The sequence below is a fragment of the Niveibacterium sp. genome (assembly GCF_041909475.1).
Taxonomy (GTDB): Bacteria; Pseudomonadota; Gammaproteobacteria; order Burkholderiales; family Rhodocyclaceae; genus Niveibacterium.
In genome coordinates this window covers 1-18,716 of the sequence record NZ_JAYRDJ010000043.1, presented here as the reverse complement: position 1 = coordinate 18,716, position 18,716 = coordinate 1, and the positions used below count along the sequence as shown (strand labels likewise).

General features: G+C 62.9%; 16 protein-coding genes and 1 tRNA gene. 7 read left to right on the top strand and 10 right to left on the bottom strand.

Annotation, left to right across the window (positions count from 1 at the left end; translation table 11 throughout):
* The first annotated feature begins 33 nt into the window (after nucleotides 1–33).
* The 3 genes from ACE3P0_RS19175 to ACE3P0_RS19165 are packed head-to-tail and all read left to right on the top strand — an operon-like array spanning nucleotide 34 to nucleotide 1,671.
* A complete protein-coding gene (locus tag ACE3P0_RS19175; RefSeq protein ID WP_374404394.1) occupies nucleotides 34–738 on the top strand; it encodes an SIMPL domain-containing protein in 705 nt (234 codons plus the stop codon).
* On the top strand, nucleotides 735–1,172 hold the full coding sequence (dtd, locus tag ACE3P0_RS19170; protein ID WP_374404393.1) for a D-aminoacyl-tRNA deacylase: 438 nt from the start codon (nucleotides 735–737) through the stop codon (nucleotides 1,170–1,172). The genes ACE3P0_RS19175 and dtd overlap by 4 nt, the downstream gene beginning before the upstream one ends.
* A 1-nt stretch (nucleotide 1,173) precedes the next feature.
* The gene (locus ACE3P0_RS19165; protein ID WP_374404392.1) at nucleotides 1,174–1,671 is read left to right on the top strand and encodes a C40 family peptidase; all 498 of its coding nucleotides are present in this window, start codon (nucleotides 1,174–1,176) and stop codon (nucleotides 1,669–1,671) included.
* Between the two features lie 33 nt (nucleotides 1,672–1,704).
* Here ACE3P0_RS19165 and ACE3P0_RS19160 read toward each other — a convergent pair whose 3' ends face one another.
* The 8 genes from ACE3P0_RS19160 to ACE3P0_RS19125 all read right to left on the bottom strand — a co-directional run bounded on the left by ACE3P0_RS19160 (nucleotide 1,705) and on the right by ACE3P0_RS19125 (nucleotide 14,488).
* A complete protein-coding gene (locus ACE3P0_RS19160; RefSeq protein ID WP_374404391.1) occupies nucleotides 1,705–2,418 on the bottom strand; it encodes a serine protease in 714 nt (237 codons plus the stop codon).
* Between the two features lie 67 nt (nucleotides 2,419–2,485).
* On the bottom strand, nucleotides 2,486–3,376 hold the full coding sequence (locus tag ACE3P0_RS19155; RefSeq protein WP_374404390.1) for a transglycosylase SLT domain-containing protein: 891 nt from the start codon (nucleotides 3,374–3,376) through the stop codon (nucleotides 2,486–2,488).
* 29 nt (nucleotides 3,377–3,405) lie between these two features.
* Entirely contained in the window at nucleotides 3,406–4,686 is a 1,281-nt protein-coding gene (locus ACE3P0_RS19150) for a nucleotide sugar dehydrogenase (RefSeq protein ID WP_374404389.1), read from the bottom strand.
* A gap of 31 nt (nucleotides 4,687–4,717) precedes the next feature.
* The gene (gene prsT, locus ACE3P0_RS19145) at nucleotides 4,718–7,486 is read right to left on the bottom strand and encodes an XrtA/PEP-CTERM system TPR-repeat protein PrsT (RefSeq protein WP_374404388.1); all 2,769 of its coding nucleotides are present in this window, start codon (nucleotides 7,484–7,486) and stop codon (nucleotides 4,718–4,720) included.
* Between the two features lie 16 nt (nucleotides 7,487–7,502).
* Nucleotides 7,503–8,867 (bottom strand): PEP-CTERM-box response regulator transcription factor, encoded by a 1,365-nt coding sequence (gene prsR / locus ACE3P0_RS19140; RefSeq protein ID WP_374404387.1) that lies wholly within the window; start codon nucleotides 8,865–8,867, stop codon nucleotides 7,503–7,505.
* A 3-nt stretch (nucleotides 8,868–8,870) separates the two neighbouring features.
* Nucleotides 8,871–10,928, bottom strand: coding sequence for an XrtA/PEP-CTERM system histidine kinase PrsK (prsK, locus tag ACE3P0_RS19135; RefSeq protein ID WP_374404386.1), 2,058 nt, complete (start codon nucleotides 10,926–10,928; stop codon nucleotides 8,871–8,873).
* A 73-nt stretch (nucleotides 10,929–11,001) separates the two neighbouring features.
* Nucleotides 11,002–12,387 carry a TIGR03013 family XrtA/PEP-CTERM system glycosyltransferase gene (locus ACE3P0_RS19130; RefSeq protein ID WP_374404385.1) on the bottom strand — a complete coding sequence of 462 codons (1,386 nt, stop codon included), beginning with the start codon at nucleotides 12,385–12,387 and terminating at the stop codon, nucleotides 11,002–11,004.
* Nucleotides 12,388–12,589: 202 nt separating this feature from the next.
* Nucleotides 12,590–14,488 carry a potassium transporter Kup gene (locus ACE3P0_RS19125; RefSeq protein WP_374404383.1) on the bottom strand — a complete coding sequence of 633 codons (1,899 nt, stop codon included), beginning with the start codon at nucleotides 14,486–14,488 and terminating at the stop codon, nucleotides 12,590–12,592.
* 176 nt (nucleotides 14,489–14,664) lie between these two features.
* On the opposite strand from ACE3P0_RS19125, the gene cobA reads away from it, so the two are divergent.
* Nucleotides 14,665–15,438, top strand: coding sequence for a uroporphyrinogen-III C-methyltransferase (gene cobA, locus ACE3P0_RS19120; protein WP_374404382.1), 774 nt, complete (start codon nucleotides 14,665–14,667; stop codon nucleotides 15,436–15,438).
* Nucleotides 15,439–15,481: 43 nt separating this feature from the next.
* On the opposite strand, the gene ACE3P0_RS19115 is transcribed toward cobA, so the two are convergent.
* Both ACE3P0_RS19115 and ACE3P0_RS19110 read right to left on the bottom strand, forming a co-directional pair.
* Nucleotides 15,482–15,904 (bottom strand): YbaY family lipoprotein, encoded by a 423-nt coding sequence (locus tag ACE3P0_RS19115; RefSeq protein ID WP_374404380.1) that lies wholly within the window; start codon nucleotides 15,902–15,904, stop codon nucleotides 15,482–15,484.
* 69 nt (nucleotides 15,905–15,973) lie between these two features.
* Nucleotides 15,974–16,060 (bottom strand) — tRNA-Leu (locus ACE3P0_RS19110).
* 52 nt (nucleotides 16,061–16,112) lie between these two features.
* Here ACE3P0_RS19110 and queA point away from each other — a divergent pair.
* The 3 genes from queA (at nucleotide 16,113) to yajC (ending at nucleotide 18,688) form a co-directional block, all read left to right on the top strand.
* A complete protein-coding gene (gene queA / locus ACE3P0_RS19105) occupies nucleotides 16,113–17,144 on the top strand; it encodes a tRNA preQ1(34) S-adenosylmethionine ribosyltransferase-isomerase QueA (RefSeq protein ID WP_374404379.1) in 1,032 nt (343 codons plus the stop codon).
* The gene (tgt, locus tag ACE3P0_RS19100; protein WP_374404378.1) at nucleotides 17,141–18,253 is read left to right on the top strand and encodes a tRNA guanosine(34) transglycosylase Tgt; all 1,113 of its coding nucleotides are present in this window, start codon (nucleotides 17,141–17,143) and stop codon (nucleotides 18,251–18,253) included. Before queA ends, tgt begins: the two co-directional genes overlap by 4 nt.
* A 105-nt stretch (nucleotides 18,254–18,358) precedes the next feature.
* A complete protein-coding gene (gene yajC, locus ACE3P0_RS19095; protein ID WP_172204651.1) occupies nucleotides 18,359–18,688 on the top strand; it encodes a preprotein translocase subunit YajC in 330 nt (109 codons plus the stop codon).
* Nucleotides 18,689–18,716: the final 28 nt, after the last annotated feature.

Here is an 18,716-nt window from a genome sequence, read left to right as displayed (position 1 = left end):
AGACTGGGATCAGCCATTCTGGGAGATGAACGGATGAAGCCCCTGCAAAGCTTGCTGATCGCCACCGCCTGTATCGCCAGCCCAGCGTGGGCGCAGACCTCGCCCCCCGCAGTACCGAGCGTGCCGACGATCGACCTGAGCGTGGAGAGCAGCCGCGCCGCGACGAACGACCTGCAACGCGCGGTCGTTTATGTCGAGGCCTCCGACGCCAACCTCAGCGCACTGACCAACCGCGTGAATCAGACGATCAACCGCGGCCTCGCTACCGCCAAGGGCTCGACGGCCGTGAAGGTGCGCTCCGGCAACAGCAGCACCTGGCCGAACTATGTGCGCAATTCGCAGAAGATCGAGAGCTGGCGGATGCGCACCGAACTGCTGCTGGAGAGTCGCGATTCGGCGGCGCTGTCCGAACTGCTCGGCAAGCTGCAGGGCGACTTTGCGCTGGGCCAGATCAGCTTCGCGCCTTCGACGGAGACCCGTCGCAAGGCCGAGGACGAAGCCATCGTCGATGCGCTGGCGGCGTTCAAGGCGCGCGCCGAGTTGGCCGCCAACGCGCTGGGCCGTAAGTACCGCATCCGGCATGTGGCGATCAACACGAACCAGAGCTTCCGCCCGACGCCAATGCCGGCTGCCAGAGCGGCCGTGATGAGCGCGGCCTCGGACAGCGTCGCGCCGTCGATGGAAGCCGGCGAAACGCAGATCAACGTGATTGCCACCGGCACCATCGAACTGCAGTGATCGCGCTGATTCAACGCGTGCTGCACGCATCCGTGGTGGTCGAAGGCGAAACCGTCGGTGAAATCGGCGCGGGCCTGCTCGCGCTGGTCGGCGTGCGCCCCGAGGACGACGAGAAGAGCGCCGCACGCCTTGTCGAACGCATCCTTGGTTACCGTGTTTTCAGCGACGAGGCTGGCCGCATGAACCGCTCGCTTGCCGACACCGGCGGCGGCCTGTTGCTGGTGCCGCAGTTCACGCTGGCTGCCGATACCCGCAAGGGCACGCGCGCAAGCTTTACTTCCGCCGCCGAACCGGTGCGCGCGCGCAGCCTGTTCGATCATGCAGTAAGCCACGCTCGTGCCAGCCATGGCCTGGTCGCGACCGGGCGGTTCGGTGCCGAGATGTCGGTCAGCCTGACGAATCACGGCCCGGTCACCTTCTGGCTGGAGTCCTGAGATGCGTCGTCGCCACCTCGCCGTTCTGCTGCTGGCACTGGCAATCTCCGCCTGTTCCAGCACGCCCAGCCGCACACCGCCGGAAGCGTCCAACCCGGCCTTCGTGCGCTTGCCCGATGCCGCGCTGGCCAACGATGTGGTGGTGTTCGCGCTGGGGCTGGTGGATACCGGCTACCGCTTCGGCGGCCGCAACCCCGAGGCGGGGCTCGACTGCAGCGGCATGGTCAGCTACGTGATGGAACAGGTGGCCGGCGTGAAGCTGCCACACAACGCGGCGCAGATTGCCGCGCGTGCGCGCCCGATCGAGCGCAACCAGATCCGGCCCGGTGATCTGGTGTTCTTCAACACGATGAAGCGCCCCTACTCGCACATGGGCATCTACATCGGCGAGGGGCGCTTCATTCACGCGCCCTCGACCAGCGGCGCCGTGCGCATCGAACGACTCGACACCGCTTATTTCGCGCAACGCTTCGAGGGCGCCCGCACGCTGCTCGACTGAGCCCGCGCAACCGTCCTGCGACAGCGGGTGAACTCAGGGCGTGCGGTCGAGCAAGGCCTTCAGGTGCATCGCGGGTATCGCGTAGGTGATGCCGGACGGTTGCGTCAGCGCGCTTTCCTTGCTGCCTTTTACGAACACCATGTTGGCAATCGCCAGCACCAGGCCGCTGTCTTGGTCATAGACCGGGCTTCCGCTGTTGCCGGGGTAAGCCGTGGCATCGAGTTGAAGCACTGGGAAGGCGCCTTCACGAATGCGCCGGATCGCCTGAGGATTAAGCTGCGACCCGTGCTCGGTCGGCAACACGATCGGTGTGATCGCAGCGACTATGCCACGATGCGTGGCCGGATTAAGGCCCAGTACGCCGATGATCGGGAAGCCAGTAAACGCAATCGGCTGGCCCTCGCGCGCATGCATACCGTCGTCAAGCTTGAGCGCCGGCAGCGTGACGCCCGGCAGCTTGAGCAGCGCGAGGTCGTGTGCCGGGTCGCTGCCAATCTTGGTGACCTTGTGCGTGCGCTGCACGCCCCCGTCGCCGAAGCTGATCGCGATCAGCTCCTCGAAGTGCTCCGCGTCCAATGTGGGCGGCACTACATGCGAGTTGGTGGCAATCCTGGTTCCATCGCCCACGACAAAGCCGGTGCCCATAAGCCGGAACTGCGGCGAACGATCGCGCTGATAAGTGCCAATCGCGACGATGGCCGGTTTGATCCTTTGCACCGTGTCGACCAGATCTGCGTGCGCGGGCACCCCAATCAGCAACGCCACCGCGACTATCAGCCCCCGCCCGACAGCTCGCCGCACGACGGTACGCAGGCTAGCGCATCGCAATAGGCGACGGCGCCACCAACTGTGCGTCGTACGGGTGGTTGGCGCGGCGGAACATGCCGTAGATACGTTTGACATAGTCGACCGTCTCCCGATAGGGCGGAATGCCGCGGTAGCGATCGACCGCGCCCTCGCCCGCGTTGTAGGCGGCCAGCGTCAAGAGCACATCGCCGCGATAGTAGGCCAGCAACCAGCGCAGGTAGGCGAGGCCACCCTTGATGTTCTGCGCGGGGTCGTAGACGTTGCGTACCTTGAAGCGCTGCGCCGTCTCCGGGATCAGCTGCATCACGCCATAGGCGTTACGCGGGCTGCGCGCGAGCGACTCGAAGTTGGATTCGGCCGCCGCGACGGCCAAGGCGAGGCGGGCATCGATCGCGTACTGCGGCGCCAGCAGGCGGATCAACTGTGCGATGCGGCGCTTGTTGGGCGGCAGCGCCGCCAAAACGGCATCGAGATCCGCTTCGTCGGACGCACCCGGATCATTACGCCCCTGCGGCGCGCGCGGCATCATGCATGGCGGCAATACGCCGGCCGACGGGCCAAAGAAACGCTGGGCGCCCTGCGCCGGCTCAAACCCCGCAGCCGCCGAGCGCGCCATCAAGGTCGCCGCGATCCGGTCGTCCTGCTCCACACCGCGGCCATTGCCGTACATCCAGGCGAGTGCAAACAGGCCTTCGGCGTCGCCGTAGCGTGCTGCATCGCAGTACAGCTCCGCGGCGCGCAGCGGATCCTGCGGCATGCCCTCGCCGTGTTCGTACTGCGTGCCGAGGGCAACCAGTTGCTTCGCCAGCGTCGCGCGCGGATCGGCCAGCGGCTCGTCCGCCGCCGCTGGCAGTCCAACAACACTCAGGGCGAGGAGAAGCAAACGCAGGCTACGCATGACATCTCCCGGCACCAAACGGTACCGCGTCAAAGCCTCCAGAGGCGTGCGCCGGCGGCTTCGACTTCAGTCGGTGCGTACGCGCTCTTGACGTCGGTAAACACACCACCCGGCAACAGCTTGGCGATGAGCTGCGCGACGCCCATGTCCGCGTATGCCTGATGGCTTACGGCCGCAACAATCGCAGACGCCTTCGGCAGCGCATCCCACGGCGTCAACGACACGCCGTACTCGTGCTCGGCTTCGCCGCTATCGGCGATCGGATCATGTACGTGAACGTTGACGCCAAAGCTGCGCAGCTCGCGGATCACGTCGATCACCTTGCTGTTGCGCAGGTCGGGGCAGTTCTCCTTGAAGGTCAGGCCGAGCACGATGACGTTCGCGCCCTTGACCGGCAGGTCATTCGCGATCATCTGTTTGACGGTCTGCTCGGCGATGTACTTGCCCATGCCATCGTTGATGCGGCGCCCGGCAAGGATCACCTGCGGGTGGTAGCCGAGCATGTCCGCTTTGTAGGTCAGGTAATACGGGTCGACACCGATACAGTGGCCGCCGACCAGACCCGGGCGGAAGGGCAGGAAGTTCCACTTGGTGCCCGCCGCTTTCAGCACTTCCAGCGTGTCGATACCGATCTTGTGGAAAATCAGTGCCAATTCGTTCATCAGCGCGATGTTCAGGTCGCGCTGTGTGTTCTCGATGACCTTGGCGGCTTCCGCCACCTTGATGCTCGATGCGGGGTACACGCCCGCAGTGATCACCGCGCCATAAAGCGCCTGCACCTTTTCAAGTGTCGCCGGCGTATCACCCGACACAACCTTGACGATGCGGGTGAGCGTACGCTCCTTGTCGCCCGGATTGATCCGTTCCGGGCTGTAGCCGACAAAGAAATCCTCTTTCCACTTCAGGCCCGAGTGCTTCTCGATGATCGGAATGCAGACCTCTTCCGTCGCGCCGGGGTAAACGGTCGACTCGTACACGACGACCGCGCCGCGTTTGATGTGCTTGCCCACCGACTCGGACGACTTTACCAGCGGCGTGAAGTCAGGCTGATGTGCGTCGTCGACCGGAGTCGGCACCGCCACGATGATGAAATCCGCTTCGGAAATCACCTTCGGGTCGGTGTGACAGGTGAGCTGCGTGGCACCGCGCAGATCCTCGCTGGAGACCTCGCCAGTCGGATCCACGAACCCGCGGTAGGCGGCGACCTTCTGCTCCGAGAGATCGAAGCCCAGTGTGCGGTACTTTTTGCCAAACTCGACGGCGAGCGGCAGGCCAACGTATCCAAGGCCAATCACAGCAACGGTTGTCATGATCTTTGCGGCGTGAGCGCCAGTAGGTTCGTCAGAGGGTCTTGAGCAGCGACTCGGCGTCGCTGCGCAAGGTCGAGTTTTCCGGCGCGGTTTTCGCGACCGCGGCGGCTTCCGATTTGGCGGCCGCCTTGTCGCCAGCCTGTACCAGCGCACGCGCCAGATTCAAGCGCAGCGACGGATTGCTCGGCGCACCGGCGACCGCCTTGCGCAGCACTTCCACGGCAGGCTTGGCCTGGCCCGAATCCAACAGGATCTGCGCCTTGGTATCGAGAATCGCGGGGTTGTCGGGAGCGAGTTGAAGCGCCTGGTCGACATACGACATTGCCTTCGGATCCTTCACCTTGCTACCCACCCAGCCGAGGTTGTTGAGCGTCACGGCGTTCTTCGGGTCGAGCTCCAGCAACGCGCGATACGCCTTGGCCGCCGCCTCGTAGTCCTTCGACGCAATCGCACGCTCAGCGATATAGGAGCGGAACGGTACATCCTTGGGGTTTTGCGCCAGCCATGCGGCCGCGAGCTTGTCGGCCTCTGCGCGCTGACCCGACTCGACCAGACCACTGTGGTACTTGATCGCAACCGGCCCGACCTTGGCGAGTTCGTAAGCTTTGGCGTAGGCCTTGTTCGCGGCGGCCCAATCCTTCGATTGTGCGTACGCGTCGCCTTCATAGATCCAGCCCGCCGCTTCCTTCGGGTGCTGTTTCTGCACTTCTCGCGCAATCGCGACGGCGTCGTTCGTACTGCGTTGCTCGATCTTGAGCGCAACCAGCCGCTGTTGCGCCTCGAGCAGATCGGGACGCTGCTTGAGCACCTTGCGCAGCGTGTCTTCCGCCGCCTGCACGTCCTTTGCCACCCGCTGCAGATCAGACAGCATCAGCCACGGTGCCGGCAGCTGGGGCTGCACGCCGATCAGCTTCTGCAACGTTGCGATCGCCTGCTGTGTTTCGCCCGCGCGAGATTGCGCCCGAGCCGCGGCCATCAGGACCTCGGGCTCAGACGGAAACGCCGCAGACAGATCCTGCGCCACGGCGAGTGCTGCCTTATTGTCGCCCGAAGCCTGCAGCAACTCGAGCAGTGCGAGTTTCGGCGCAGCCACCCCAGGATTGGCGGCCACCGCGCGGTCGAGGACCTTGCGGATCTCATCCGGCTTCGCTCCGCTGTCAGCCATCTGACGCGCCAGCAAGAGGTAAGCCTCGACGGCCTTCGGATTCTTCTCGATGATTTTCTCGAAACGCGCGCGCGCCTCACCAGGCTTTCCGGCCATCACGTCAAGCCGCGCCAGGTTCATTGCCGCCGCCAGGTAGTTGGGCTGCAACTCGATCGACTTCTCGAAAGCCTTGCGCGCCCCGGCGGTGTCCTTCGCGGCCATCAGCACGCCACCGAGCAGGTTGTAACCCAAGGGGTTGTCCGGCTGGCGCTGGATCATGCGATCCACCACTGCGCGCGCCTTCGGCACGTTGCCGCTGCGCAGATGAGCCATGATCAAGGTGACCTCGGCCTCATCGCTGCTGTCTTCAATCGAAGCCGCAGCCTCGATGTCACGCATCGCAGCGTCGCTGTCGCCGGTAGCCAGCTTCGATACGCCCAGGCGCAAACGCGACGCGGCATCTTTCGGGTCGAGCGCTGCCGCCTTGGCAAAGAGTTCCGATGAGCGCGCAAAGTCGCCGTTCTGCAGCGAGGCCTGACCCGCCAGCATCAAGGTTTCACGATCAGGATTCTTCGACAGCAACGGGTTGAGCGTATCGAAGGCCTTCGCGGGGTCCTTTGCGGCCAGCTGAGCACGCGCAAGCAAGCGACGCGGCCCCGGCGCGTCTGGCGCCTTCGCAACGAGTTTTTCGAAATTTGCCTGAGCTTGCACAAAATCGCGCAAACGCATGTGCGCGACACCCGCCAGCATCACTGCAGGAAGATAGTCCGGCGCGGCACTGAGGACCTGCTGCGCCGCATCCCGCGCCTTGTCGTTCTTGCCACGGTAGAGGGCGACGACACCCTCGAGATGACGAATCAGAATGTGCTTGGGCGAGACTTTCTTGGCCTCGGCAATAGTCGCCTCGGCTTTGTCGAGCTGCTTCTGATTGATGTAGATCTGCGCCAACCGCATGCGCGGCGGCACCAGCTGCGAGTGCAGCTTGATCGCGCGATCAAGATCAGCAACCGCTTCATCGGCCTTGCCCACGGCGAGCTTGAGTTCCGCGCGAAGCGTGATCGCATCGTATTCGGACGGGTTCTTCGCGATGGCGTCATCCAGAATAGCCGTCGCGGCGGGGATGTCGTGACGCGACACCTTGAGGCGCGCAAAAGCGATGGCCGCGGGGCCGAAACCGGGCGAAGCATCAAGCGCCTCACGCAGCGCCGCCTCGGCGCGCTCCTGCTGATTGAGCATCAGATAGGCATCAGACAAACCGACTGCAACCGCAGCCTTCGCGGCGGGCTGCTGGGGCTTCATCGCGCTATATTCGGTGACAACTTGCTGCGCTTTGTCGAGCGCCAGCAATGCCCGCGAAAGCGGCACTGCAACCGATTCGAGCGGGTAGCCGGCTTCGAGCGCCTTGCGCAGTTCCTTTTCCGCCCCTTGCACATCACCGCTGTCGAGCAGGATCTTGCCGAACAGAAAACGCGCCTCAGCAAGGCCCGGATCCTTCTGCAGCGCGTTCTTCAACTGGATCGTGGCTGCGTTGTTGTCCCCTTTGGCCAGATAGTCGCGCGCGGAGCTCAACATCTTCTGGGGATCGTCGCCACACCCGATGAGCAGAGCTGCAGCCAGTAGCGCGGCTAGCAGGTTGGAAATACGTGACTGAGTCATGAGGGGTCCTGTCGGGTCAAACCGGGTCTTTCTTCAACCCGAATCGATTCATCAGATCGTAAAGTGTCGGGCGGCTGATACCGAGTACTTCGGCCGCTCGAGCGATATTGCCGTTCACCCGCGCGAGCACCCGCACAACCGCCCGCCGCTCCGCTTCATCGCGTACCGCGCGCAGATTGAGCGCTTCGAGGTCCTCATCCGGCGCATCAAGACCAAGGTCGTCTGCGGTGATGCGACCAGCGTCCGCCATGATCACCGCGCGTTTGACGCAGTTCTCCAGTTCGCGAACGTTGCCAGGCCAGCGATGCGCAGCAAGCGCCGCCAGCGCGTCATCGGTAAACCCCATCGAACCACGCCGATGTTCGTTCGCGAAACGCTGCACAAACGCGTGCGCCAGCAACAAGGCATCACCGTCGCGATCGCGCACCGGGGGGATGTCGACAACGATTTCCGCCAGCCGATAGAACAGATCCTCACGGAATCGGCCTTGTGCGATCAGCGATTTGAGATCCTGGTGCGTGGCACACACGATTCGCACGTCGACAGGGATCTCCTCCCGTCCACCGATTCGCTCGACAACGCGCTCCTGCAGGAAGCGCAGCAGCTTCGCCTGCAGGGCGATCGGCAGGTCGCCGATCTCATCGAGAAACAGCGTCCCCTTGTGCGCAAGTTCAAACTTGCCGGGCGTCTGCCTTACGGCCCCGGTGAACGCACCCTTCTCGTAGCCGAACAGCTCGCTCTCAAGCAGGTTCTCCGGAATCGCCGCGCAGTTGATCGCAATAAACCGCGCCGCGCGACGCGGTGACGCTTCATGCAGCCCACGCGCCAGCACTTCCTTGCCGGTGCCGCTCTCGCCAAGCAGCATGACGGTAACGTTGGCGCTAGACACCTTTTCGATCGTGCGCAGGATGCGCAGCATCGCGGCGTCCCGCGTGATGACCGCACCCAGCGGCCCGCCCGCATGCTGTGTCTGCAGGCGACGATTCTCGTGCTGGAGATCGTACAAACGAAACGCACGATCGATCGTCAGCATCAACAATTCCGGCTCGAACGGCTTGGCGAAGAAGTCATAGGCGCCTGCGCCGACGGCACGCACCGCGTTCTCGCGGTCGTGCTGGCCCGTCAGAACAATGACCTTGGTGTCTGGCGCGAGTGACAAGATCTCACCAAGAAGGCGGAAGCCCTCCGTCGTATCGTCAGGCGAGGGCGGCAAGCCAAGATCCATTGTCACGACGGCTGGCTCGTAGCGGCGAATCTGTGCGATCGCCGACTCCCGATCATCCGCTGTCACCACTTCGTACTGGTCAAACGCCCAACGCATCTGTTTCTGCAGTGCGGGGTCATCCTCCACGATCAGGAGCGTACGTTTTCGGTCATTCATTATTCATGCCGCCTCAGCCGGCGCTACCGCTTCCCGAACGCACGGCAGCCATACCTGCATGGTTGTTCCGCGCCCCGGCTCGCTCTCAACGTCGATCCGCCCACCCAGTTCGGTGATGTATTGCAGGGTTTCATAGGCGCCGATGCCCATCCCGGCATCCTTGGTGCTCTGGAAGGGTTTGAACAGTCGCTCGCGGACGAACTGGACCGACATGCCGCAACCGCTGTCACGCACTTCGATGCAGGCCATTCCGTCCCGTTCAAACACCCTGATTCCGACAATACCATTGTCACCAGTGGCGTCGAGTGCATTTTGCACCACATGACCAACAACTCTTTCAATACGCTCCGGGTGCGCCATCGCGACGGGCGCGGCATCGAGCGTGACGCCCACGAGCGGGCGCTGGTGGCGCTTGCCGTCCGCGATTCGCTGCGCCAGATCGCGAAGACTGACAGGACGCCGCATGTCGATCGAGCGCTTTTCCTGCAGCTGCGACATCAAACCCTTCATCCGCTCCTGTACATGACGCACGGTGTCGAGCATGTCTTGCTGGAACTCCGGGTTGTCCTTGTGTCGATCGGCGTTTCGCAACATCAACTGCAACTGCGCGACGAGGTTCTTGAGGTCATGGACGACGAACGCGGACATGCGGTTGAAAGCATCGAATTTCTGCGCCTCCATCAACGCCTCGGCAGCCTGATGCCGCCCCAAGTGCACGGCGGCCTGTCGCGACGCCGTCTTGAGCAGATCAAGCACCTCCCAATCAACGTCGATGCTTGTCCGCGCCGTCATCAGCACCACGAAGCCCACCATTTCAAGCTCTACAAACAGGGGCACGATCAGCCAGGCGTCGGGCGCCTGTTCGAGCCAACCCGGAGGCTCAAACCCTTCGTAGATCGATGGCTGGCTGCGCACTTCAGCCAAGTCAACGATCCAACCACGTTGCATGAGAAATCGCGCAAACGCTCCGGCGGCGGGTTCGGCAGCATCGACTTGCACGTGATTGAGCCGCGCGTGGGGGACGTAGCCACCGCTGCGATCCTTCAACCACAATATCCCGCCGGGGCTCTCGACCAGATCCGCGAGGCCGCGGATCACCGCGATCGACAAATCCGCGCCGCCGCCAGATACTGCAAGCGCCTGTGTGAAGCGCAGCCACTCGGCACGGTAGTCGTACCGGTAGCTAAAGAAGTGCTTCGCGAGAAACACGCGCAACTTCGCACGAAAGGCACCAGAGAAGAGCACGATCGCGCAAGCCAGCAGGCCGCCGAAGAGCAGCAGTATCTGCAGCGCAGCGCCCCACTCTCCGCCAAAGAAGCGAACCCAGTAACCGGCGGCGGCAACAGCCAGCAGGAATGTGCCCGCAACGCCCAACGTCGCCGAATGGAATACGACCTCGCGCGAAACGCTGATGCGGAAATTCCAGTTACGGCTTCTGCCAGCCGAAATCGCAACCAGCACCATGGCCGCACACCAGACAAAACCGCGCATTCCCCACAAGGTCAGATCGACGCGCCTGAACATGAACGCGTCTGCCCCGACGTAAACGTCGAAGAAGAACGCGCCAAGCAGTCCGACCGCCAGCGGCTTGATGCCCCAACGCGATTGCTCAGGGAAGTTTCGGTAGAGCTGCTCGATCGCAACCAGCCCAGAAACGGCACAAGCCAGCGTCAGCACCGCAACAAGTTGGCCGCCAAGCAAGCCTGACACAAGTCCGGCGGCGCCAAACAGATCGGCCAGGAAGCGCACGCCGACGACGCCCACCGCAATCTGGCGCACACGCGCGATCGACGGCGACAACTCCGAGCCCGTCAGCTCAAGCAGCGAAAAAAGGAACATCAACCAAGCCGCGATTCGGAGGCTGTCCAGCATGCTGCTGGCAGCCCAAAGCAACCACGTTGGGTCGAGCGCAAAGACGAGCGAAATGAGCGCCCACACAAGACTTGCAGCAATGGCGTAGAGCAGCAGCGCGCCCTGGCGGCCGCCACGCCAGCTGAGGCGCAGATGCAATCCAACCAGCACGAAAACAAGCGCCGCCAGACCATAGCCGGCGGCAACCATGACTGCTGGAACGGCGTTCATTGACGCCCCTTAACCATTTGCCGCGCGCGTGCGGCTTCCTTGGTCGCCACCCTTAGTGGGCCCCTTCGCCGGTCAAAACCACGCGAACGGTCTCAGCGAGAATCAGCACATCAAGGAACAGCGTGTGATTCTTGACGTAGTAAAGATCGTACTGGAGCTTCTGAATCGCATCATCGACCGTGGAGCCATACTGATAGCGCACCTGAGCCCAGCCGGTCAGGCCTGGCTTAACGCTATGGCGAACGGCGAAGAACGGGATCTCGCGTGCAAGCTGATCGACAAAATAAGGGCGCTCCGGACGCGGCCCTACGAGGCTCATTTCGCCACGGATGACGTTCAGCAACTGCGGCAACTCATCAATGCGCGTTTTTCGGATGATCCGGCCAACTCGGGTCACGCGATCATCGCGGGCCGAAGCCCAGCGGGGCTTTCCATCCTTCTCCGCGTCGGTGCGCATGCTACGGAACTTGATCACACGGAACACGCGGCCGCCACGACCAACACGCTCCTGTGTGTAGAAAACCGGAAAACCGGACTCGACGGCAATCGCGACCGCGGTCAGCGCCATGACCGGCAGCGCCAACACCAGCATCACCGTCCCCACGACGAGGTCGAAACAACGTTTGATCGTGGAGCGCAGCCAGCCCTGACGGAATCCATCGCCGTAGATCAGCCAGCTCGCCTTCAGCGCATCGATCCGAACCTGACCACGCACACGTTCGTAGAAGGACGAGAGGTCCAGCACCTTGACGCCGGCAAGCTTGCAGTCGAGCAACTGTTTGAGCGACATCGAACCGCCGCGTCGCTCACGCACCGCAACGATGATTTCATTGACGTCATGCGCCCTGACCGCTTCAAGCAACGATGCGTTGGCGGCCAAAATCCGGTGGTTCGAAACCACGACATCGTCGTTGTTCACCGCTGGATAGAAACCGACCACCTGCAGCGCACGCGTGCTTTGACTGCGCAGGCTTTGATCCACAGCCGCCGCTTCGTTACCGGTGCCGATGACGAGAATGCGGCGGCGCAGCAGCGGTTCGCCCGCAGCGCCCACGACAAAGCCACGCAACGCAAGAATAGCGCCAAGCAATAAGACAACCGTCAGCTCGCCGCGCTGTTGGTCAAAGATGCCCCAAGGCAGGATGCGGAACACGGCGTAAGCGATCGGGATGCTCGCCAGCAAGGACAGCAAAATGCGGGCGAGCGTGTCGTACAAGCTGGACGTCGGGCCGCCGCGATAGAGACCCAACGCGCTGTTGAGCGCAATCATGATGACGGCAAACAGCAGCGCGGACGGCGCCAGCGCCTCAATAAGCGCGAAACCTCCGCTCAACTGCATGGACGCCGCAACGAGGATGGCGGCGAACAGCAACAGGCTATCGAATAGCACCTGCGCAAACGCGTTGGCCGGTACGTAGTGATTGAAAAGTCGAAGCATGGTGTCCCACCCTTGCGCCACACCGCCCTGCCCGGCGGGCAACGCGCAATTGCTTTAGTGGGACCGACGATACCCGAGCATGCGAGACATTCGCGTGAAGGACGTCACATTCGACAAAGCCGCCAAATTGAGCGTTTTTTCAATCAAAACAAACGCTTGACAAGATTTAATGAAAAGAAAACGCAGGTGCACGTGCGCACCGTCACAGTTCGACCTGGGTTCCGAATTCCACCACCCGGTTCGCAGGTATGCGGAAGAAGTCAGCCGCACTGCCGGAGTTGCGGAACATGAAGATGAACAGGCGCTCGCGCCACATCGGCATGACGCCCTTGATACGCGGAATCAGCTTCTCCCGACCAAGGAAGAATGACGTTTCCATCATCTCGAACTCGAAGCCCTGACCCTGCGCCTGGAGCAGCGCGGCAGGGATGTCCGGGTCGTCCTTGAAACCGTAGTGCACCGAGATGCGCTGAAAACCGTAGTCCAGATGCTCGACCCAAACGCGGTCAATCTCCGGCACGAAGGGCACATCCTCCGTTACGACGGTCAGCAAAACAACGCGCTCATGCAGCACCTTGTTATGCAGCAGGTTATGCAACAGCGCCCGCGGGACGCCTTCCAGATTCGTGGTCATGAAAATGCCGGTACCGGCAACGCGCTGGGGCGGCGAGTGAAACAGCGACTGGATGAAGAGTTCGAGCGGAATCGTGTCGGTGCGTGTCCGCTCGGCGACGAGCTGACGCCCCCGCCGCCACGTTGCCAGCAACAGGAATATCCCCAGGCCCATTGTCAACGGGAACCAACCGCCATCCAGAATCTTCACCGAGCACGCGGAGACAAACGCTAGGTCAACGATCAGGAAACCGGCGAGGAAAATCCCCCCCTGCAAGCCGGACCACCCCCACAAGCTGCGCACCACGATAAACGCCAGCACGGTGTCAATCAGCATCGTCAGGGTCACCGCGATGCCATAAGCCGACGCCAGCGCGCTGGACGATTTGAAGCCAATAACCAGCGCCAGCACCGCACCTAACAGCCCCCAGTTAATGCCCGGAACGTAAACCTGCCCGATTTCCTTCGCAGAGGTGTGGATCAGGCTGAAGCGCGGGCAATACCCCAGTTGCATCGCCTGGCGGGTCAGCGAGAAGGCGCCGGAGATAACCGCCTGCGACGCAATGATGGCGGCCAAAGTCGCCAGCCCGACCATCGGATACAGCATCCAGGGCGGCGCCAGCAGAAAGAAGGGATTCCTCGCTGCGCTCGGGTCGGCGACCAGTAGCGCTCCCTGCCCGAGGTAGTTCAGGTAGATGCTGGGCAGAACCAGTCCAAACCACGCCAGCTTGATCGGTTTGCGGCCAAAGTGCCCCATGTCGGCATACAGAGCCTCAGCTCCCGTCACCGCCAGCACCACCGAACCCAGCACGAGGAAGCCGTGGAGCTGGTGCTCAGCAAGAAACTGCAGCGCATACAGCGGGTTGAGCGCAAGCAGCACGCTCGGCATCTCGATCACCTTGTGCAGACCAAGCACCCCAAGGGTCACGAACCAGAGAATCATGACCGGCCCGAACAGCGCACCAACGCTTGCCGTGCCCTTTCTCTGGAAAGCAAAGAGCACAACGATGATCACAAGTGACAGCGGCAAAACGAGCGGCGCAAACGCAGGCTGGGTGACCGCCACCCCTTCGACCGCCGATAGCACCGAGATCGCCGGTGTAATCACGCCATCGCCGTAGAAAAGCGCCGCGCCGAACAGACCCGCCGCAGTCAGCCACCAGATCGCACGCGGATCCTTCGCGGCAGTGCGTTGAGCCAGCGCCATCAGCGCCATGATGCCGCCTTCGCCACGGTTGTCGGCACGCATGATGAACACCACGTACTTCAACGCGACGATGATGATCAGCGCCCAGAACACCAGGGACAGGATGCCGAGAACGTTCGCATGCGACGGCTCCAGCCCGTGCGAGCCGAACACCTCTTTCATCGTATACAGCGGACTGGTGCCGATATCCCCGAAAACCACGCCGATCGCGGCGACTGTGAGTGCCGCAAGGCGGCCTCGCGATTGCGGTGCGGCGTGCGTACCGTCAGGGGTGTTCTGCATGTTTGATCGAGCGGACACGCGCGTGTCCGGTGCTGCCCTGCAATAAAAGTGGCGCGGATTATAGGCGTGTCCCCGTTGCACCGCACTCAAGTTCGGCGCAACGCCCCTGCGCAGGCAGCCGGGTGGCGCGTCAGTGCTACACTCGGCCGCAATTCAAGAGCGCAGGCGACGATTGCATGAACGTCATCCACCGACCGATTCCTGCCGGCAAGGTCTACCTGATTGGCGCGGGCCCCGGCGAAGCCGACCTGCTGACGGTACGTGCAGCACGCGTGATTGGACAAGCAGATGCTGTTGTTTACGACCATCTTGTAGGCGATGGCGTGATGGCACTGATCCCGACTGACGCCGAAAAGATCTACGTCGGCAAGGAAGCCGGCAACCACACCCTACCTCAGGAATCCATCAACACGCTTCTGGTACGGCTCGCACAGACTGGAAAGCGCGTGGTGCGACTCAAGGGCGGCGACCCATTCATTTTCGGGCGAGGCGGCGAGGAGATTCTTGAACTGATCGGCTCCGGCATTCCGTTTGAAGTGGTGCCGGGCGTGACAGCCGCAAGCGGCGCGGCCGCTTTTTCGGGAATTCCGCTGACGCATCGTGAAGTCGCCCGCACCTGCGTGTTCGCTACCGGCCACTTCCATGACGGAAGCTGCGACCTGGACTGGACAGCACTGGCGCGCCCTAACCAGACCGTGGTGATCTACATGGGGATTGGAGCCCTGCCGGTCATCAGCGCGCAACTCATGGCGCACGGGCTCGCGGGTGACACTCCGGCGGCGGCGGTGAGACATGCGACGCTGCCGACACAACGCACCATCGTCGGAACGCTCGCGAGCTTGCCGGGAAAAGTCGCAGAGGCTGCGCTCAAACCACCCGCGCTGCTGATCATCGGCGAAGTGGTCACACTGCGCGAGCAGCTCAACTGGTTTGAAGGTTTGCCGCACTGACATCGGACCCGCTCAAACAGCAGGCCCGGCATAAAGAAGCCGATCAGGCGGCGACGCGCTCCACGCGCAGGTCGACCTTGATCGGCGCGCCCTGCGTCAGGACGCGATGAGTCGTGGTGTTCGTGTAGAGCAACTTGCCGCCGTAGGAAATCCGCGCCGACAGCACATAGGTGCGCTGCTGGTCGATACGTGCCGACGGCACCGAGATCTCGAACGGAATCGGTCCATCCTCTTCGGCCGACAGACGCATGCGCGCAAGCACCTGCGCCGGCGCCCCGGACTTGGAGATGTCGGTCAGCTCGATGTCGATCACGGCCTGCGGCGGCAGCGCCATGCCATCACCGTAGTTGATACGACCGCGAACGGTGGCGTGAGCGGTTTCCGGCAGGGAACCGACTCCGGCCATTGCGAGCGCCAGCACGGCAAAAGCGGTGCGGCGCCGGGCGTTTGGTTTGCCTGCAGCCATGGGACTCAATAAAATCAGGGGTTCGACGCGTATCTGGGGGCGGGCCCTGAGATTTCAAGCGTCGTGAAGTGGTGCCGGGAGAGGGACTCGAACCCTCACAGTGTTACCACCGGCGGATTTTGAATCCGCTGCGTCTACCGATTCCGCCATCCCGGCGCGGAAAGTCAGTCATTATCCCGGAAAACCGCCCCCTCTTCAAGCAAAGCTCATGCCTTTAACTGTTTCAGAGTTTGATTTCGAACTACCGCCCACGCTGATTGCGCAGACGCCCTTGGCCGAACGCAGCGCCAGCCGGCTTCTGCGGGTCGGCCAGGACACGCTTGAAGACCTGAGTTTCAAGGATCTACCAAGTCTGCTGGCGCCCGGCGATCTGTTGGTTTTCAACGATAGCCGCGTGCTGCACGCGCGTCTGTACGGGCGCAAGGCGACCGGCGGCGAAGTGGAAGTGCTGATCGAGCGCCCGCTCGGCGATCACGAAGCGCTTGCGATGGTGCGTGCCAGCAAGTCGCCCAAGCCCGGCAGCCGGATCACGCTGATGGATGCGTTCGAGGTGGAAGTGCTCGGCCGCGTCGGCGAGTTCTTCCATCTGCGCTTCCCGCACGATGCAACGGTGGTTGATTTGATCGAACGCCACGGGCAGCTCCCGCTACCGCCTTACATCGATCGCGCCGCGGCCGAGGCCGACGAGGCACGCTATCAGACTGTGTATGCGCGTCACCTCGGCTCGGTTGCCGCACCGACGGCCGGCCTGCACTTCGATCAAGCGCTGCTCGATCAACTGGAGGCGCGCGGCATCAAGACCGCGGCCGTCACGCTTCACGTGGGCGCCGGTACGTTCCAGCCGGTACGCGTGGAGCGGATCGAAGATCACGTCATGCACCGCGAGTGGTACGTGATCCCGGAGGACACCGTCAAAGCCATCGCAGCGACCAAAGCTGCCGGTGGCCGTGTCGTGTGCGTCGGCACGACGAGCTTGCGTGCGCTGGAGTCTGCCGCCCGATACGGCGAGCTGAAGGCCGGATCCGAAGAGACCGACATTTTCATCACGCCCGGCTTCCAGTTCCGTGTAGCCGACCGCCTTATCACCAACTTTCACCTGCCTCGCTCGACGCTGTTGATGCTGGTCTCTGCCTTCGCCGGCCTTGAGACGATCCGCAGCGCCTACGCGCATGCCATCGCCAACCGCTATCGTTTTTTCAGCTATGGCGACGCCATGCTGCTCGACAAGGCTTCCACATGAAATTCGACCTTCTGCGCACTTCGGACGGTGCCCGCCGCGGCCGCCTGCAACTCAATCACGGCGTGGTGGACACGCCGGTATTCATGCCGGTGGGCACCTACGGCACCGTCAAGGCGATGAGCCCGCACGAGCTGGACGAGATCGGCGCGCAGATCTGCCTCGGCAACACCTTCCATCTGTGGCTCAGGCCCGGCATGGAAGTCATGAAGACCTTCGGTGGCCTGCACGATTTCATGGGCTGGAGAAGGCCGATCCTGACCGACTCGGGCGGCTTTCAGGTTTTCTCGCTCGGCGCGCTGCGCAAGATCACCGAGGAAGGCGTGCGCTTCTCGTCGCCGATCGACGGCGCCAAACTGATGCTCACGCCGGAGGAGTCGATGCGCATTCAGCGCGGGCTGAACTCCGACATCGTGATGATCTTCGATGAATGCACGCCCTACCCTGCGGACCATGCGACAGCCGCCACTTCGATGCGCCTGTCGATGCGCTGGGCGCGGCGCTCGCGTGACGAGTTCGACCGGCTGGAGAACCCGAACGCCCTGTTCGGTATCGTGCAGGGCGGCATGCATGAAGACCTGCGGGACGAATCGCTCGCAGGTCTTGCGGATATCGGCTTTCATGGTTTCGCGATCGGCGGCCTTTCGGTCGGGGAGCCGAAGGACGAGATGGAGCGCATCCTGACGCACACTGCGCCAAAACTGCCGACCGGCAAGCCGCGTTACCTGATGGGCGTCGGCACGCCGGAGGATCTGGTGTATGGCGTCTCGCGCGGTATCGACATGTTCGACTGCGTGATGCCCACCCGCAACGCGCGCAACGGCTGGCTGTTCACACAATGGGGCAACCTCAAGATCCGCAACGCCAAGCACCGCAACGACCCGCGGCCACTCGACGAGGCCTGCGGCTGCTACACCTGCCGGCACTTCTCGCGCGCCTATCTGCACCATCTGGATCGCGCGACCGAAATGCTCGGCCCGCGCCTGATGACCATCCACAACCTTTACTACTACCAGCAGCTGATGCGCGAGATGCGCGAGGCCATCGACGCTGACCGCTTCAACGCCTTCGTCGCCGACTTCCACACCCGCCGCGCCCGCGGCATTGACTGACGCTGCGCAAGCACCGCGTGTTCGGCCCGGGCGGCGCCCCGGGCGCGACGCCGCGCGCTGCTATACTCGGCGGTTTGTGAATAAATCCATTCATCGGAGTGTAACGTGCTGATTTCCAACGCCTATGCCCAGACCGCGGGTGCCGCGGCTGACCCGACCGGCGGCATCATGGGCCTGCTGCCGCTGATCCTGATGTTCGGCATCCTGTGGTTCCTGATGATTCGCCCGCAGATGAAGAAGGCCAAAGAACACAAGGCCGTGCTGGAAGCGCTGCAAAAGGGCGATGAAGTCATGACCCAAGGCGGCGTCGCTGGCAAGGTGGCGAGCGTCGGCGAAAGCTATGTCCGCGTCGAAATCGCCGATGGCGTCGAAGTGCTGGTCCAGAAGGCCGCCGTGGCCACTGTCCTGCCCAAGGGCACGCTGAAGAGCGCCTGAGCCATTCCCCGGACGGGAGGCCCGCGCC

Bases quoted from the DNA above. Each gene is read 5' to 3' on its own strand.
- ACE3P0_RS19130 (WP_374404385.1), bottom strand. From the start codon at position 12,387: ATGCTTCGACTTTTCAATCACTACGTACCGGCCAACGCGTTTGCGCAG.
- prsR (WP_374404387.1), bottom strand. From the start codon at position 8,867: ATGAATGACCGAAAACGTACGCTCCTGATCGTGGAGGATGACCCCGCA.
- tgt (WP_374404378.1), top strand. From the start codon at position 17,141: ATGAAATTCGACCTTCTGCGCACTTCGGACGGTGCCCGCCGCGGCCGC.
- ACE3P0_RS19125 (WP_374404383.1), bottom strand. From the start codon at position 14,488: ATGCAGAACACCCCTGACGGTACGCACGCCGCACCGCAATCGCGAGGC.
- cobA (WP_374404382.1), top strand. From the start codon at position 14,665: ATGAACGTCATCCACCGACCGATTCCTGCCGGCAAGGTCTACCTGATT.
- queA (WP_374404379.1), top strand. From the start codon at position 16,113: ATGCCTTTAACTGTTTCAGAGTTTGATTTCGAACTACCGCCCACGCTG.
- ACE3P0_RS19150 (WP_374404389.1), bottom strand. From the start codon at position 4,686: ATGACAACCGTTGCTGTGATTGGCCTTGGATACGTTGGCCTGCCGCTC.
- ACE3P0_RS19175 (WP_374404394.1), top strand. From the start codon at position 34: ATGAAGCCCCTGCAAAGCTTGCTGATCGCCACCGCCTGTATCGCCAGC.
- ACE3P0_RS19155 (WP_374404390.1), bottom strand. From the start codon at position 3,376: ATGCGTAGCCTGCGTTTGCTTCTCCTCGCCCTGAGTGTTGTTGGACTG.
- prsK (WP_374404386.1), bottom strand. From the start codon at position 10,928: ATGGTTGCCGCCGGCTATGGTCTGGCGGCGCTTGTTTTCGTGCTGGTT.
- ACE3P0_RS19165 (WP_374404392.1), top strand. From the start codon at position 1,174: ATGCGTCGTCGCCACCTCGCCGTTCTGCTGCTGGCACTGGCAATCTCC.
- prsT (WP_374404388.1), bottom strand. From the start codon at position 7,486: ATGACTCAGTCACGTATTTCCAACCTGCTAGCCGCGCTACTGGCTGCA.
- ACE3P0_RS19115 (WP_374404380.1), bottom strand. From the start codon at position 15,904: ATGGCTGCAGGCAAACCAAACGCCCGGCGCCGCACCGCTTTTGCCGTG.